Origin of the sequence: Variovorax sp. R-27, from assembly GCF_049913215.1 — a bacterium.
GTDB lineage: Bacteria > Pseudomonadota > Gammaproteobacteria > Burkholderiales > Burkholderiaceae_C > Variovorax.
This window is the reverse complement of record NZ_CP183984.1, coordinates 3,357,948-3,371,630: the sequence shown is the minus strand read 5'-3', so window position 1 is coordinate 3,371,630 and position 13,683 is coordinate 3,357,948. Positions and strand designations below refer to the sequence as shown.

The following is a 13,683-nucleotide window of genomic DNA, read 5'->3' as shown; positions in this document are numbered from 1 at the left end:
TCTTTTTGCAATCGCACCGGAGGAGTCCTTCATGCACCGCTTCACTTTCCGCCATGCTGCCATCGCCGCTGCCTGCCTGGCCGCCTCGGGCGCCTTCGCCCAGACCACCGTCACCGTGGCCCAGCCCGCGGACATCCGCTCCACCAACCCCGGCGTGAACCGCGACAACACCACCGACGGCGTGGTGCTCAACATCGTCGAAGGACTGGTCGGCTACCGCATGGACGGCAGCGTGGGCCCGCTGCTGGCGCAGTCGGTCGACGTGTCGAAGGATGGCCTGACCTACACCTTCAAGCTGCGCAAGGGCGTGAAGTTCCACAACGACGCACTAATGACCTCGGCCGATGTGGCGTGGAACTGGAAGCGCTACATGGACCCGAAGACCGACTGGCGCTGCACCAGCGAGTACGACGGCCGCAACGGCCTGAAGGTGGTCGACACCGCCACGCCCGACGACAGCACCTTCGTGATGAAGATCAACAAGCCCTCGGCCGTGTTCCTCGACACGCTCGCGCGCACCGACTGCGGCATGACGGCCATCCTGCACAAGAGCTCGGTGAAGGCCGACGGCAGCTGGGACAAGCCCGTGGGCACCGGCCCCTTCAAGTTCGGCGAGTGGAAGCGCGGCGAATACGTCACGGTCACGGCCTTCAAGGGCTACACCTCGCCGGCCGGCGCCACCAAGTCAGACGGCTACACCGGCCTGAAGGCGCCGCTGGTGGACACGGTGAAGTTCCTCGTCGTGCCCGACGCGGCCACCGCGGCCGCTGGCCTGAAGTCGGGCGCCATCGATGCGGGCCAGATCACGTCGAGCGATGCGCAGGAGCTGAAGAACGATCGCAACCTTACGGTGCAGGCACCACCCGAGGCCATCAAGAACGTGCTGCTGATCCAGACGCGCGACCCGCAGTTGAAGAACCAGAAACTGCGCCAGGCCATCGCGGCCTCGCTCGACATCGAGCAGATCGTGGCGGCCGCCTCCGAAGGGCTTGGCTCGGTCAACAACTCCGCGATCCACAAGGGCTCGGCCTTCTACAGCGCCGCGCAGAAAAAGGGCTGGCACTACGACCCGGCGCAGGCCGCCAAGCTGCTGCGCGAAGCCGGCTACAAGGGCGAGAAGATCACCATCCAGACCAACAAGCGCGCCCATGTGCCCAGCTATACGGTGGCGGTGCTGGCGCAGGCCATGATGCAGGCGGTGGGCATCAACGCGCAGATCGAGGTGCTCGAATGGGCCACGCAGCTCGACCGCTACAACAGCGGCAACTACCAGATGAGCTCGTTCAGCTACTCCTCCCGCCTCGACCCGGCGCTGAGCTACGAGCAGTTCTCGGGCCCGAAGGACAAGCAGGCGCGCAAGGTGTGGGAAGACCCGCAGGCGCTGAAGCTGATCGACGACAGCTTCGCCGAGTCTGACCCGAAGAAGCGCCAGGCCCTGTTCGACCAGATCCACGCGCTGATGATCCAGCAGGTGCCGATGGTGATGCTGTTCAACGGCCTCGACGCCTGGGCGGTGCGCAAGCGCATCAGCGGCTTTGCGGTGTGGGAAGGCAAGCCGCGCATGTGGGGCGTTTCAGCTGCTGCTGCGCGCAGCTAGCCGAGCGCTAGGCCGTCAGGACCTTCGCGAGGTCCGCCTTCAAGGACGTGGCCCGTTCCGGCGCGCGCGCCAGCCCGGCATCGACCAGGGCCTGCGCTCGTGCCCGATCGCCCAGGTGCACTGCGATCCGCGCGAGATGCAAAGCCGTTCGCGCGTGGATCTGGTTCGGGTCGGTCTCGCGCAGCATCTGCTCGAAGCTTTGCGGGTAGCTGCCATGCCGTGCAAAGAAAGCCCGCCCCGGGCCCGCCCATTCGCTCACGATGAACTCGACGTTCTCTTCCGCCTGCTCTTTCGTCGCGCCATAGGCCCATCCGAAAGCGGCGCCGGGCGGCGGCTCCATCCGGTCGCGAAACACGCAATGCGATTCCTCCAGCGCATCGGGCGCCACCTGGGCACCGCCTTCGGTCGGAAGGAAGTCGAGATGCGCGCCGAGGTTCAGGTAGCACGCCTTCCCCCCGCTCGCGCCCTGCACGTTGAACACATGGATCAGCGGCCCGTCGATGCGCCGCAGCGTCTGGCCCGAACCCTCGAAGCCTTCGGTCTTCAGGACAGGAAAGAGTTTTTGCGTGAGCAGCTTGAGGAAGGTGGTGCGGTTCATGGGGCGCGAATTCTCCGTGTGCGCAAGGTGATGGAATAGCGCAAGGCCTCGGTCGGTGCAATGGCATGTTGCCATGCCCAGCGCGCCGGGCCGCGCAGCAGGTACACGGAGCGCGGCTCGATCAGGAATTCGAGCATGGCGGGGCCTGAGGCCGGTGTGCCGGGCACGTACGGCCTGAACTGCATCACCGCGTCGCTGCGCAGCGAGACGCCGATGATGTCCTCGAAGTCCGGCACGTCGCGGTGCCAGCCCAGCGGCGTGCCGGGCCGGTACTCGGCAATCAGCATGTGAGTTAGCTCTTCGGGCGCGAAGCCGGCCCATGCGGCCGCCTCCGCGCGCAGCGGATGCAGCGCTTCGGGCAGCGGCGCGCCGGGCTTGAGGCGGTTGTTCTCGAAGTCGTAGCTGCCGCCGAAGCTGGTGCCGCGCCGCCGTGCCGTGTATTCCTTGTAGCGCATCTCCTTGAGCGGCAGGCCCTGCACGATGTGCAGCAGGTCGGCTTCTTCCTCGGCGGACAGGAAGTCGCGCTCGTAGCGCAGGCCTTCGATGGCGGCCACGGGCGCTTCGCCGAACAGGTCGGGCTGGCCGGCGTGTTCGATGCGTCTAGCGGACCGCATCTTCGTTGCCCCCGGCCAGTTGCACATGCCACCAGCGCGGCAGCAGTTCGCGGATCTCGGCGCGCGCGAAGCGGTCGTCGAGCAGGTGCAGCACGCCGCGGTCTTCCTCGGTGCGGATCACGCGGCCGGCCGCCTGCACCACCTTCTGCAGGCCGGGGTAGAGATAGGTGTACTCGTAGCCCTTGCCGAAGCGCGTCTGCATGCGCTCGCGCGTGATCTCGTTGAGTTCGTTGTATTGCGGCAGGCCCAGGCTGGCGACGAAGGCGCCGATCAGCCGGCTGCCCGGCAGGTCGATGCCCTCGCCGAACGCGCCGCCGAGCACCGCGAAGCCGATGCCCTGCCCGCCCTCCTCGAATCGTGCGATGAAGCCGTGGCGGTCGGCCTCGCGCATGCCGCGCGTCTGCGTCCACACGGGTACGCCGGGGTGTCGCTGCGAGAACGCAGCGCAGGCTTTTTCGAGGTAGTCGAAGCTGCTGAAGAAGGCCAGGTAGTTGCCCGGCAGGCGCTCGAACTGCGCGCCGATGATGTCGGCCACGTTGCGCAGCGACCCCGCGCGGTCGCGAAAGCGCGTCGACACATGCATCGCCACTTCGACGCGCAATTGATGGCTGTCGAAGGGCGAGGCCACATCGAGCAGCGCGGTGTCTTCCGGCAGCCCCAGCGCATCGCGGTAGAAAGCGAAAGGCGACAGCGTGCCCGAGAAGCACGTGACCGACACCGCATCGCCGAAGCGCGCTTCGAGGAACGGCGCGGGCACGAGGTTGCGGATGGCCAGGCTGCGATCCTGCTGCGTGGCCCCCAGTGTTCGCTCGAACACCGAGTGGTCACCGAAGGCCTCGGCCAGCCGGGCGAAGTGCAGCGCGTCGAAGAAGAAGCGCTGCAGCGGCCCCTGCGAGGCATCGGGCGTGGCCGCGAAATACTCGGCCATGGCAGTGTTGGCTGCCTGCAGGGTTCGCAGGAAGCGTTCCGGAATTTCGTCGGCGGTTTCGTAGTCGGCCACCTGCGACTGCTGCACCGTGTCCCACTCGCGAAACAACCGGGCCAGCGGGCCGCGCAATGCAGCGGGCGCCACGCGGTGCGCCTCTTCGAGCGCCGCGCCTTCGAGTTGTGCGGTGTACATGCCTCGCGAGCGCTCCAGCAGGTTGTGGGCCTCGTCCACCAGCACAGCCACGCGCCAGTCGGCGTCGCGCATGGTGGCGTAGAGGAAGGCGCTGCTGTCGAAGTAGTAGTTGTAGTCGCCGACGATGGCATCGGCCCAGTGCGCCATTTCCTGCGCGAGGAAATAGGGACACACCTCGTGCGCAAGCGCGATGTTGCGCAGCGCTTCGCGGTCGAGCCACGCCACCTGCGCGGCCTGCTCGCGCGCGGCGGGCAGGCGGTCGTAGAAGCCCCTGGCGAGCGGGCAGGCGTCGCCGTGACAGGCGCGATCGGGGTATTCGCAGACCTTCTCGCGGGCCGCGAGTTCGAGCACGCGCAGGCGACCCTGTCCCCTGCCCTTGTCGAGCACGCGAAGCGCGTCGAGCGCCACCGGCCGGCCTGAGGTCTTGGCGGTGAGGAAGAAAAGCTTGTCGATCTTGCGCGCCGCGCGGGCCTTGAGCAGCGGGAAGATGGTGGCCAGCGTCTTGCCGATGCCCGTGGGCGCCTGCGTCATCAGGCAGCGTCCGCCCACGGCCGCGCGGTAGACGGCTTCGGCCAGTTCGCGCTGGCCGGTGCGAAAGGCGCGGTGCGGAAACTCGAGCTGGCCTAGCGTGGCGTCGAGCGCGGCGCGGTGGCCGGCTTCGCTGTGCGCCCAGGCGCTGTAGCGGCCACACAGCTGCTCGAAGTGCTCCCGCAGCGCTTCGCGGGTGTGGTGCTCTTCGAGCACGGTTTCGTCCCCGGTGGCCAGGTCGAGGTACACCAGCGCCACGGTCATCTCTTCGTGGCCGTTGAGTTCGCACAGCATCCAGCCGTAGGTGCGGGCCTGCGCCCAGTGCAGTGCGCGGTGGTTGCCGCGGATGGCGTCGAGATCGCCGCGGAAGGTCTTGATTTCTTCGACGCGGGATGCGCGTGCCTCGTAGCCGTCGGCCCGGCCGCGCACGCGGACCGCGCCGCAGGTGGCTTCGAGCCCGACCTCGCAGGCGTAGTGCTCGGGATCACGCCGGTGCTGCACCATCGCGTGCCCGGCCATGCCTTCGAGCGCGCTGGGCGCGGGCACGAAGCGCAGGTCGAGGTCGCCCGCCTTCGCGCCGAAGGCGCACAGGGCCTTGACGGAAACTACATGCGCGATCATGGAGGCCGCATCCTGCGGGTTGGAGGGTTCGGGGCCCATCTGGGAATGCTGTATGAATTTACAGTATAGCCACGCCAATACGCCGCTTGCGGTTTCCCTATCCGCATCAAGACCGTGACGGGGCCTTCTCCGACAGGGCGTCTTCGATTTATCGACAAAACTTGACAAGTTTTGCCTACAACTGCGACCGATGAACACTCCCACCGCGATCGACCCCGACGACTTCGAGCGCCTGCTCAGCCGGAACATCAAGCTGCCCCTGATCGGCGGCGTGTTCGGCGCCGTGGTGTTCGTGGGGTTGATCCTGTTCCTGCTCAACACCATCGGCTGGGTCGAGCACACCGACCGTGTCACCCGCGCCGCCAGCGAGTTGCAGCGCCGCACCATCGACATGGAAACCGGCGTGCGCGGCTTCCTGATCACCGGTGAGCGGAGCTTTCTGGAGCCCTATCAAAGCGCCCTGACCCGCCTCAAGGGCGATACGGTCGGGCTGCGCAACCTGGTGTCGGACAACCCCCAGCAGGTGGAGCGCATCGATCGCCTCGCCACGCTGCAGACAGCCTGGCTCGAATTTGCCAACGGCATGATTGCCGCGCGCGACGCCAGCAGCGGCACGCAGACCGCCGTGCGCCTCGGCGACGAAAAGCGGCTGATGGACGACATGCGCGCCGAGTTCACCGCCTTCATGGAGACCGAGCAGGCCCTGCGCTTCCAGCGCAACAACGCGGCCAACAGCACTGCCTGGTGGGTCGTCGGGCTGTTCCTGCTGTTCACCTTGAGCTTCACCGGGTTGATGGCCTACTTCGGGCGGCGCCAGCTGGTGCTGCTGTCCGACAGCTACGACGTGGTGCTGAAGGAACAAGCTGCGCACGCCGAACGGCTCGCTCACGAGGCCTGGTTGCGCAACGCGCAGACCGGGCTGGTGGGCGAGCTGGTCGGCGAACTCAGCGCGCCGGACATGGGCCGCAAGGTGCTCGCGTTCTTCTCACGCTACCTGGGCGCCTCGGTTGGCGCCATGTACGTGCGCGAGCGCCACGGCCCGCTGCGCCGGGCGGCGAGCTACGGCTTTTCGAGCGCGGCCGAGGCCACGCCGCAGGTTTTCTCCCCTACCGAAAGCCTGGTGGGCCAGGCGGCTGCCGAGCGCCGGCGCATGCTGGTCGACCCGGTCGATGCCGACTACCTGAAGGTCAACTCGGGCCTTGGCGAGATGGCGCCCAAGGCCGTGCTGCTGGTACCCGTTGCAAGCAGCGGCATGGTCAACGGCGTGGTCGAGCTCGGCCTGCCAGGCGCGCTGGACGACCGCGGCAGCCAGTTGATCGACCTGGTGGCCGACGACATCGGCACCTCGCTGGCGGCGGCTCGCTACCGCGAGCAGTTGCAGGAGGTGCTCGGCGAAACCCAGCAGCTCAACGAGGAACTGCAGGTGCAGCAGGAAGAGCTGCGCACCGCCAATGAAGAACTGGAAGAACAGTCGCGCGCCCTGCGCGCCTCGCAGGCCATGCTGGAGAACCAGCAGGCCGAACTGGAGCAGACCAACAGCCAGCTCTCCGAACGCACCGAGGCACTGGACCAGCGCAACACCGCGCTGCGCCGCGTGCAGCGCGACCTCGAAGACCGCGCCGACGAACTGCAGCGCGCAAGCCGCTACAAGTCGGAATTTCTCGCCAACATGTCGCACGAGCTGCGCACGCCGCTCAACAGCGCGCTCATCCTCGCCAAGCTGCTGGGCGACAACCCGCAGGGCAATCTCTCGCCGGAGCAGGTGAAGTTCGCGGAGTCGATCTACTCGTCGGGCAACGATCTGCTGGTGCTGATCAACGACATCCTCGACATCGCGAAGGTCGAGGCCGGCAAGCTCGAGGTGGTGCCCGAAGACGTCACGCTCGCCAAGCTGGGCCGCAGCCTGGAGAGCACGTTCAGTCCGCTTGCGATTCAGAAGAACCTGAGCTTCAAGCTCGAAGTGCGGCCCGATGCACCGGTCTCGCTGGTCACCGACCGGCAGCGCGTCGAGCAGATCCTGAAGAACCTGCTGTCGAACGCGATCAAGTTCACCGAGCGCGGCGAAGTGGCGCTGACCGTCTCGCCGACCGCGGACGGTGGCGCCGCTTTTGCGGTGTCCGACTCGGGTATCGGCATCGATCCGCAGCAGCACGAGCTGATCTTCGAAGCCTTCCGCCAGGCCGACGGCACCACCAGCCGGCGCTACGGCGGCACCGGGCTGGGCCTGTCGATCTCGCGCGACCTCACGCAGCTGCTGGGCGGCACGCTCACGGTGCAGAGCGAGCCGGGCCAGGGCAGCACCTTCGTCCTGCAACTTCCGGCAAAGGCACCACAGGCTTCGCCGGCAGCGCTTCAGCCATCGGCGGTCTACACGCCCCGGCCCGCGCAGGCGCCATCCGTTGCCTCGCTGGCGCCGAAGCCCCCTGCCCCGGTGCCCGCACCGCAGTTCGCCGACGACCGCTCCATCCCGCGCGACCAGGTGCGCCGCGTGCTCGTGATCGAGGACGAGCCGCAGTTCGCGCACATCCTCTACGACCTGGCGCACGAGCTGGGCTACCGCTGCCTGGTGGCGCACGGCGCGGCCGATGGCTTCGAACTGGCCACGCAGTTCCTGCCCGACGCGATCCTGCTCGACATGCGCCTGCCCGACAGCACCGGCCTCGACGTGCTGCAGCGGCTGAAGGATTCGCCGCACACGCGCCACATTCCGATCCACGTGGTGTCCGCCGCCGAAGGCGTACAGGGCGCGGCGCTGCAGATGGGCGCCATCGGCTATGCGCTGAAGCCGGCCACGCGCGACGAACTGATGAAGGTGTTCGGCCGGCTGGAAGAAAAGCTCACGCAGAAGGTCAAGGTCGTGCTGCTGGTGGAAGACGACGAGCTGCAGCGCGAGAGCGTCATCAGGCTGATCGGCGACGACGACATCGAGATTGTTGCCGTCGGCTCCGGCGAAGAAGCGCTGGAGCTGCTGCGCACCCGCGTGTTCGACTGCATGATCACCGACCTGAAGCTGCCCGACATGCAGGGCAGCGAGCTGCTCAAGGCCATGGCGGCGGAAGAAATCGTGTCGTTCCCGCCGGTCATCGTCTACACCGGGCGCAACCTCACGCGCGACGAAGAAGCCGAGCTGCAGCGCTACTCGCGCTCGATCATCATCAAGGGCGCGCGCTCCCCAGAGCGCCTGCTCGACGAAGTGACGCTGTTCCTGCACAAGGTGGAGGCCGAGCTTTCCAGCGAGCGCCGGGGCATGCTGAAGACGGCGCGCGGGCGCGACCGCATCTTCGAGGGCCGCACCATCCTGCTGGTGGACGACGACGTGCGCAACATCTTCGCGCTGACCAGCGCGCTGGAGCAGCGCGGCGCCATCGTGGAGATCGGCCGCAACGGCCGCGAGGCGCTGGAGCGGCTCGACCAGGTGAGCGAGATCGACCTCGTGCTGATGGACGTGATGATGCCGGAGATGGACGGCCTGGAAGCCACGCGCCGCCTGCGCGGCGACCCGCGCTTCGAGAAGATGCCGGTAATCGCCATCACCGCCAAGGCCACCAAGGACGACCGCGAGCAATGCCTTGCCGCCGGCGCCAACGACTACCTCGCCAAGCCGGTGGACCTGGAGCGCCTGTTCTCGCTGCTGCGCGTGTGGATGCCGAAGATGGAGCGCCTGTGACAACACGCCACGGCACCTCGAAGACCGTCACGCACACGCCGCCGCTGCATCCGCTGAGCGACACGGAGATCGAACTGCGCCTGCTGATGGAGGCGATCTACCTCAAGTACAGCTACGACTTCCGCAACTACACCGTGGCCTCGCAGAAGCGCCGCGTGCTGCACGCGCTCGACCAGCTCGGGCTGCCGAGCATCTCGGCGCTGCAGGAGCGGGTGCTGCGCGACCCGTCGCTGTTCGGCCGGCTGCTGCAGTTCCTGACGATCCCGGTGAGCGAGATGTTCCGCGACCCGGCCTACTTTCTGGCCTTGCGCCAGCACGTGGTGCCGATCCTGCACACCTACCCGTCCGTCAAGGTGTGGGTGGCGGGCTGCAGCACGGGCGAGGAAGTGTTCTCGCTGGCCATCCTGCTGCGCGAAGAGGGCCTGCTCGCGCGCACGCAGATCTACGCCACCGACATCAACCCCGCCTCGCTGGAGAAGGCGCGCCAGGGCATCTTTCCGCTGGAAGCGATCCGCGGCTACACCACCAACTACCAGCGTGCGGGCGGACGCGGCGAGTTCTCCGACTACTACACCGCCGCCTACGACGCCGCGCGCTTCGACCCCTCGCTGTGCGCCGGCGTGATCTTTGCCGACCACAGCCTGGCAACCGACAGCGTGTTCGCGGAAACGCAGCTGGTGTCGTGCCGCAACGTACTGATCTACTTCAACCGGGAGCTGCAGGACCGGGCGCTGGGCCTGTTCCACGAGTCGCTGTCGCACCGCGGTTTTCTCGGTCTGGGCTCGAAGGAGAGCATCGACTTCTCGGGCTACTCCGACCGCTTCGACACGCACGCGCGCGTCGAGCGCATCTACCGCAAGAAGGCCGCATGACGGGCCACATGCAGCGCCACCTTCGCTCCCCCGTTCGCAAGCGCGTCGACGCCGTGGTGCTGGGCGCCTCGGCCGGCGGCATCGATGCGCTCTCCACGCTGCTGCACGACCTGCCCGCAGGCTGGCACATTCCGATGGCCGTGGTGCTGCACCTGCCCGGGGATCACGAGAGCCATCTCGCCGAGATCTTCGCGCAGCGCCTGCCGATTCCGGTGCACGAGGCCAACGACAAGATGCCGTTGGCGGCCGGCAGCCTGTACTTCGCGCCGCCCGGCTACCACCTGTCGATCGAGCGCGAGCGCACCTTCTCGCTGAGCTGCGAGCCGCCGGTGCTGTTCTCGCGCCCGTCCATCGACGTGCTGATGGGCTCCGCCGCCGACGTCTACGGCCCCGCCCTTGCCGGCTTCTTGCTGACCGGCGCGAACGACGACGGCGCAGAAGGCCTGCACCGCATTCATCTGGCCGGCGGACTCACCGCCGTCCAGGAACCGAAAGAAGCTCTCATTCCAACCATGCCCCAAGCCGCCATTGCGCGCCACATTCCCGACTACGTGCTCCCCCTGCGCGAACTGCGCACGCTGCTGCTCCAGTTGGAGGCCGCCCATGAACATTGACATCGAAAGCAAGCTGCTGATCGTCGATGACCTGCCGGAGAACCTGCTGGCACTGGAGGCGCTGATCCGCGCCCCGGGGCGCCTCGTGTACCGGGCCGACTCGGCCGATGCGGCGCTGGCGCTGCTGCTGGAGCATGAATTCGCGCTCGCCATCGTCGACGTGCAGATGCCGGGCATGAACGGCTTCGAGCTGGCCGAGCTGATGCGCGGCACCGAGCGCACGCGGCACATTCCCATCATCTTCGTGAGCGCCGCCGGGCGCGAGCTGAACTACGCCTTCCAGGGCTACGAGAGCGGCGCGGTCGACTTCCTGCACAAGCCACTGGACCCGCACGCGGTGGTCAGCAAGGTGAACGTGTTCGTCGACCTGTACCAGCACCGCAAGGCGCTGCGCCACGAAATGGAATCGCTCGCGGCCGCGCACAAGAAACAGGAAGAGCTGGTGCAGCAGCTGCAGCAGACGCAGCACGAGCTGGAACGCGCCGTGCGCATGCGCGACGACTTCATGTCGATGGTGTCGCACGAGTTGCGCACGCCGCTCAATACGCTCTACCTCGAAGCGCAGCTGCGGCAGCTGCACCTGTCGAAAGGCAACCTCGCCAACTTCACGCCCGAGCGGCTGCCCACGATGATCGAGCGCGACCAGCGGCAGATCCGCAACATGGTGCGGCTGATCGACGACATGCTCGACGTCACCCGCATGCGGCGCGACGCGCTGTCGATCAAGACCACACCGGTGGACCTCGCGACGCTGGCGCAGGCGGTGGTCGAGAGCCTGCGGCACCAGGCCGAGGCCGCGGGCTCGGTCATCACGCTCGCGGCGCCGGCCGAACTGCGCGGCGAATGGGACGAGTTCCGCATCGAACAGGTGCTGACCAACCTGCTGACCAACGCGCTGCGCTACGGCGGCGGCAAGCCGGTCGAGATGGTCGTGCAGCAAGTGGGAAACACCGCGCAGGTGGCCGTACGCGACCAGGGCATAGGCATTGCGCCCGAAGACCAGGGCCGCATCTTCGAGCAGTTCGAGCGCACCGACGACAGCCGCAAGCACGCCGCGGGGCTGGGCCTCGGGCTCTACATCACGCGCAAGATCGTGACCTTGCACGGCGGGCAGATCGGCGTGGAAAGCGCACCGGGCGAAGGCTCGCGCTTCGTGGTCGACCTGCCGCTGCAACCACCGGCACCCCCGGCCGACCCCCAAAAGGAGACACCTCTGTGAACGTGCTGATCGTCGACGACAACAAGGCCGCGGCCGATCTGCTGCAGGAGCTGCTGAGCCTGCACGACCACACCGCCCGCTGCACCTACACCGCGCAGCAGGCGCTCGACGCGGCAGCGGCCGAAAGCTTCGACGCCGCGCTGATCGACCTCACGCTGCCCGACCTTCCGGGCACGGAAGTCGCGCGACGGCTGCGCGCGAGCACGGCGGAAGGCACGCCGAAGCTGCTGGTCGCGATCTCGGGTTTCTCGGCGCAGGATGCGGGCGGCAAGGCGGCCGAGGGGCTGTTCGACCACCATCTGCAGAAGCCGATCGACATCGACGAGCTGGGGCGAATCCTGGCGCAGACCTGAGCCTGGCGAGTCACTTCGCCGGAGCGAGCTCTCCGTACCAGTAGGCCGCGGTGACGCCGCCGTCCATGAGGAAGTCGCTGCCGGTGATGAAGCCGCCGTCTGGCCCCATCAGCAGCGCGCCGACGTTGCCGACCTCGTCCGGTGTGCCGCCGCGCTTGGCGGACGACGCTTCGATCATGCGCCGGTAGCCTTCGCCGCGAGGGCCTGTCAGTTCGTCTCTTGCGAGCGGCGTGAAGATGATGCCGGGGCTGATGGTGTTCACCCGGGCGCCACGCTTGCCCCATCGCACGGCCTCCGCCATGACCCGCAGGGAATTTCCACGCTTGGAAAGTTGGTACGCGTGCAGGGAGTCTTTCACCTGCTCGGGCTGAAGCATCGGCAGCACAAGCAAGTCTTCTGTCGGCGTCGTCGCGAGAGCCGCATTCTGTTCGGGGCTCAACGCTGGCAGGCGGTGTCCGGACTGCGACGCGATGACGACGCCAGCGCCGCCTTCCGCGACAACGTTGCCGAACTCTTCCAGGACGAGCGCGGTGCCGTACAGGTCGACCTTGAGGATCGCGGCCGGCGATGCCTGCGAAGGAGAAACGCCCGCAGCGTGGACCAGGCCGGTGACGCTGCCAAGCGCGGTGGCCGTCTCCACGAGCGCATGGACCGAGGCGCGCGAAGACACGTCCACGACTGCCGTGCTCACTTCGAAGCCGGCATCCGCGAGCACCTTGGCCGCTGCGTCGGCCCCCTCCTGCCGCAAGTCGGCGAGCAGAACGTGCTTGCCCGCGCTGACACGGCGGGCGATGGCCTGGCCGATGGACCCAGCTCCGATGACAACAACTACTTGGGTCATGATCAATTCCTTTTGCTCGGCGTCAGTCGTCATCGCTCAGCGGCCGACGAGCTTTTGTCGATCCGCCGAATAGCGGTCGCCCTGGACCTGGACACCCGAGACGGCCGCCTCGATTTCCTTCAGGTCTTCCGGCAACAACACGACAGAGGCGGCGCCGGCGTTTTCCTCGAGGCGGAGCAACTTCGTCGTGCCGGGAATCGGCACGATCCACGGCTTTTGGGCGAGCAGCCAGGCAAGTGCAAGCTGGGCAGGCGTGACCTGCTTGCGCGCGGCGATCTCCGCCAGAACATCGACCAGGGCGCGATTCGCCTGGCGCGCCTGCGGTGCAAAACGAGGCACTGTGCTGCGGAAATCTGTCGCGCCGAACGATGTCTGCGCGTCGATCGCTCCCGTCAGGAAACCCTTTCCGAGCGGACTGAATGGCACAAAGCCGATGCCCAGCTCCTCCAGCAGCGGAAGAATCTCTTTCTCCGGCTCGCGCCACCACAGGGAATATTCGCTCTGAAGGGCGGCGACCGGCTGAACCGCGTGCGCGCGGCGAATGCTGTCGACGCCGGCCTCGGAAAGACCGAAGTGCTTCACCTTGCCTTCGCGGATCAGGTCTTTCACGGCGCCCGCCACGTCTTCCATCGGAACCTGCGGATCGACACGGTGCTGATAGAACAGATCGATGCGGTCGGTGCGCAGGCGCTTCAGCGCCTCGTCGGCCACCTGCCGGATGCGTTCCGGCCGGCTGTCGAGGCCCTTGCCGGCGTCACCCTCGCGAAACCCGAACTTGGTCGCGATCACGACCTGGTCACGCACAGGTTCCAGCGCTTCCCCGACCACGCTTTCGTTGACGAAGGGCCCATAGACTTCCGCCGTGTCGAAAAACGTGATCCCGCGTTCGAAGCCCGCGCGGATGAGCTTGACCGCTTCGGCCGTGCCGGTCGCCGGCCCATAGCCGAAGCTCAGGCCCATGCAGCCGAGACCGAGGGCCGAAACGGTGAGGCCGCCGCGGCCCAGTTGACGTGTTTTCATGGTGTGTGTCCTTGTCGCT

11 protein-coding genes are annotated in these 13,683 nt (G+C 67.3%); 6 read left to right on the top strand and 5 right to left on the bottom strand.

Features of this window, described 5'->3' with window-relative positions:
* Nucleotides 1-31 precede the first annotated feature (31 nt).
* A complete protein-coding gene (locus ACN9MV_RS15740; RefSeq protein WP_426393041.1) occupies nucleotides 32-1,597 on the top strand; it encodes an ABC transporter substrate-binding protein in 1,566 nt (521 codons plus the stop codon).
* A gap of 7 nt (nucleotides 1,598-1,604) precedes the next feature.
* Here ACN9MV_RS15740 and ACN9MV_RS15735 read toward each other — a convergent pair whose 3' ends face one another.
* From ACN9MV_RS15735 to ACN9MV_RS15725, 3 genes are read right to left on the bottom strand one after another with little or no spacing between them, the layout of a single operon-like run.
* Nucleotides 1,605-2,195 (bottom strand): DUF4304 domain-containing protein, encoded by a 591-nt coding sequence (locus ACN9MV_RS15735; protein WP_426393040.1) that lies wholly within the window; start codon nucleotides 2,193-2,195, stop codon nucleotides 1,605-1,607.
* A complete protein-coding gene (locus ACN9MV_RS15730) occupies nucleotides 2,192-2,809 on the bottom strand; it encodes an alpha-ketoglutarate-dependent dioxygenase AlkB (RefSeq protein ID WP_426393038.1) in 618 nt (205 codons plus the stop codon). The genes ACN9MV_RS15735 and ACN9MV_RS15730 overlap by 4 nt, the downstream gene beginning before the upstream one ends.
* Nucleotides 2,796-5,078 (bottom strand): ATP-dependent DNA helicase, encoded by a 2,283-nt coding sequence (locus ACN9MV_RS15725; protein WP_426393037.1) that lies wholly within the window; start codon nucleotides 5,076-5,078, stop codon nucleotides 2,796-2,798. Before ACN9MV_RS15725 ends, ACN9MV_RS15730 begins: the two co-directional genes overlap by 14 nt.
* A 190-nt stretch (nucleotides 5,079-5,268) precedes the next feature.
* Here ACN9MV_RS15725 and ACN9MV_RS15720 point away from each other — a divergent pair, with 190 nt between their 5' ends.
* The 5 genes from ACN9MV_RS15720 to ACN9MV_RS15700 all read left to right on the top strand — a co-directional run bounded on the left by ACN9MV_RS15720 (nucleotide 5,269) and on the right by ACN9MV_RS15700 (nucleotide 11,803).
* Nucleotides 5,269-8,745 (top strand): response regulator, encoded by a 3,477-nt coding sequence (locus ACN9MV_RS15720; protein WP_426393036.1) that lies wholly within the window; start codon nucleotides 5,269-5,271, stop codon nucleotides 8,743-8,745.
* An 86-nt stretch (nucleotides 8,746-8,831) separates the two neighbouring features.
* A complete protein-coding gene (locus ACN9MV_RS15715) occupies nucleotides 8,832-9,617 on the top strand; it encodes a CheR family methyltransferase (RefSeq protein WP_426393173.1) in 786 nt (261 codons plus the stop codon).
* A complete protein-coding gene (locus ACN9MV_RS15710) occupies nucleotides 9,614-10,231 on the top strand; it encodes a chemotaxis protein CheB (RefSeq protein WP_257014769.1) in 618 nt (205 codons plus the stop codon). Before ACN9MV_RS15715 ends, ACN9MV_RS15710 begins: the two co-directional genes overlap by 4 nt.
* Entirely contained in the window at nucleotides 10,221-11,450 is a 1,230-nt protein-coding gene (locus ACN9MV_RS15705; RefSeq protein WP_426393034.1) for a hybrid sensor histidine kinase/response regulator, read from the top strand. Before ACN9MV_RS15710 ends, ACN9MV_RS15705 begins: the two co-directional genes overlap by 11 nt.
* Nucleotides 11,447-11,803, top strand: a complete 357-nt coding sequence (locus ACN9MV_RS15700) for a response regulator (protein ID WP_093074520.1) — start codon at nucleotides 11,447-11,449, stop codon at nucleotides 11,801-11,803. The genes ACN9MV_RS15705 and ACN9MV_RS15700 overlap by 4 nt, the downstream gene beginning before the upstream one ends.
* 10 nt (nucleotides 11,804-11,813) lie before the next feature.
* Here the strand turns inward: ACN9MV_RS15700 and ACN9MV_RS15695 are convergent, their stop codons facing one another.
* Both ACN9MV_RS15695 and ACN9MV_RS15690 read right to left on the bottom strand, forming a co-directional pair.
* Nucleotides 11,814-12,644: an SDR family oxidoreductase gene (locus ACN9MV_RS15695; protein WP_426393172.1), complete on the bottom strand. Its 831-nt coding sequence runs from the start codon at nucleotides 12,642-12,644 to the stop codon at nucleotides 11,814-11,816.
* Between the two features lie 36 nt (nucleotides 12,645-12,680).
* A complete protein-coding gene (locus tag ACN9MV_RS15690) occupies nucleotides 12,681-13,664 on the bottom strand; it encodes an aldo/keto reductase (RefSeq protein WP_093173820.1) in 984 nt (327 codons plus the stop codon).
* Between the last annotated feature and the right edge of the window lie 19 nt (nucleotides 13,665-13,683).

What these genes read in the sequence shown, in the direction of transcription:
- ACN9MV_RS15740 (WP_426393041.1), top strand. Translation starts at nt 32, where the DNA reads ATGCACCGCTTCACTTTCCGCCATGCTGCCATCGCCGCTGCCTGCCTG.
- ACN9MV_RS15735 (WP_426393040.1), bottom strand. Translation starts at nt 2,195, where the DNA reads ATGAACCGCACCACCTTCCTCAAGCTGCTCACGCAAAAACTCTTTCCT.
- ACN9MV_RS15730 (WP_426393038.1), bottom strand. Translation starts at nt 2,809, where the DNA reads ATGCGGTCCGCTAGACGCATCGAACACGCCGGCCAGCCCGACCTGTTC.
- ACN9MV_RS15725 (WP_426393037.1), bottom strand. Translation starts at nt 5,078, where the DNA reads ATGATCGCGCATGTAGTTTCCGTCAAGGCCCTGTGCGCCTTCGGCGCG.
- ACN9MV_RS15720 (WP_426393036.1), top strand. Translation starts at nt 5,269, where the DNA reads ATGAACACTCCCACCGCGATCGACCCCGACGACTTCGAGCGCCTGCTC.
- ACN9MV_RS15715 (WP_426393173.1), top strand. Translation starts at nt 8,832, where the DNA reads ATGGAGGCGATCTACCTCAAGTACAGCTACGACTTCCGCAACTACACC.
- ACN9MV_RS15710 (WP_257014769.1), top strand. Translation starts at nt 9,614, where the DNA reads ATGACGGGCCACATGCAGCGCCACCTTCGCTCCCCCGTTCGCAAGCGC.
- ACN9MV_RS15705 (WP_426393034.1), top strand. Translation starts at nt 10,221, where the DNA reads ATGAACATTGACATCGAAAGCAAGCTGCTGATCGTCGATGACCTGCCG.
- ACN9MV_RS15695 (WP_426393172.1), bottom strand. Translation starts at nt 12,644, where the DNA reads ATGACCCAAGTAGTTGTTGTCATCGGAGCTGGGTCCATCGGCCAGGCC.
- ACN9MV_RS15690 (WP_093173820.1), bottom strand. Translation starts at nt 13,664, where the DNA reads ATGAAAACACGTCAACTGGGCCGCGGCGGCCTCACCGTTTCGGCCCTC.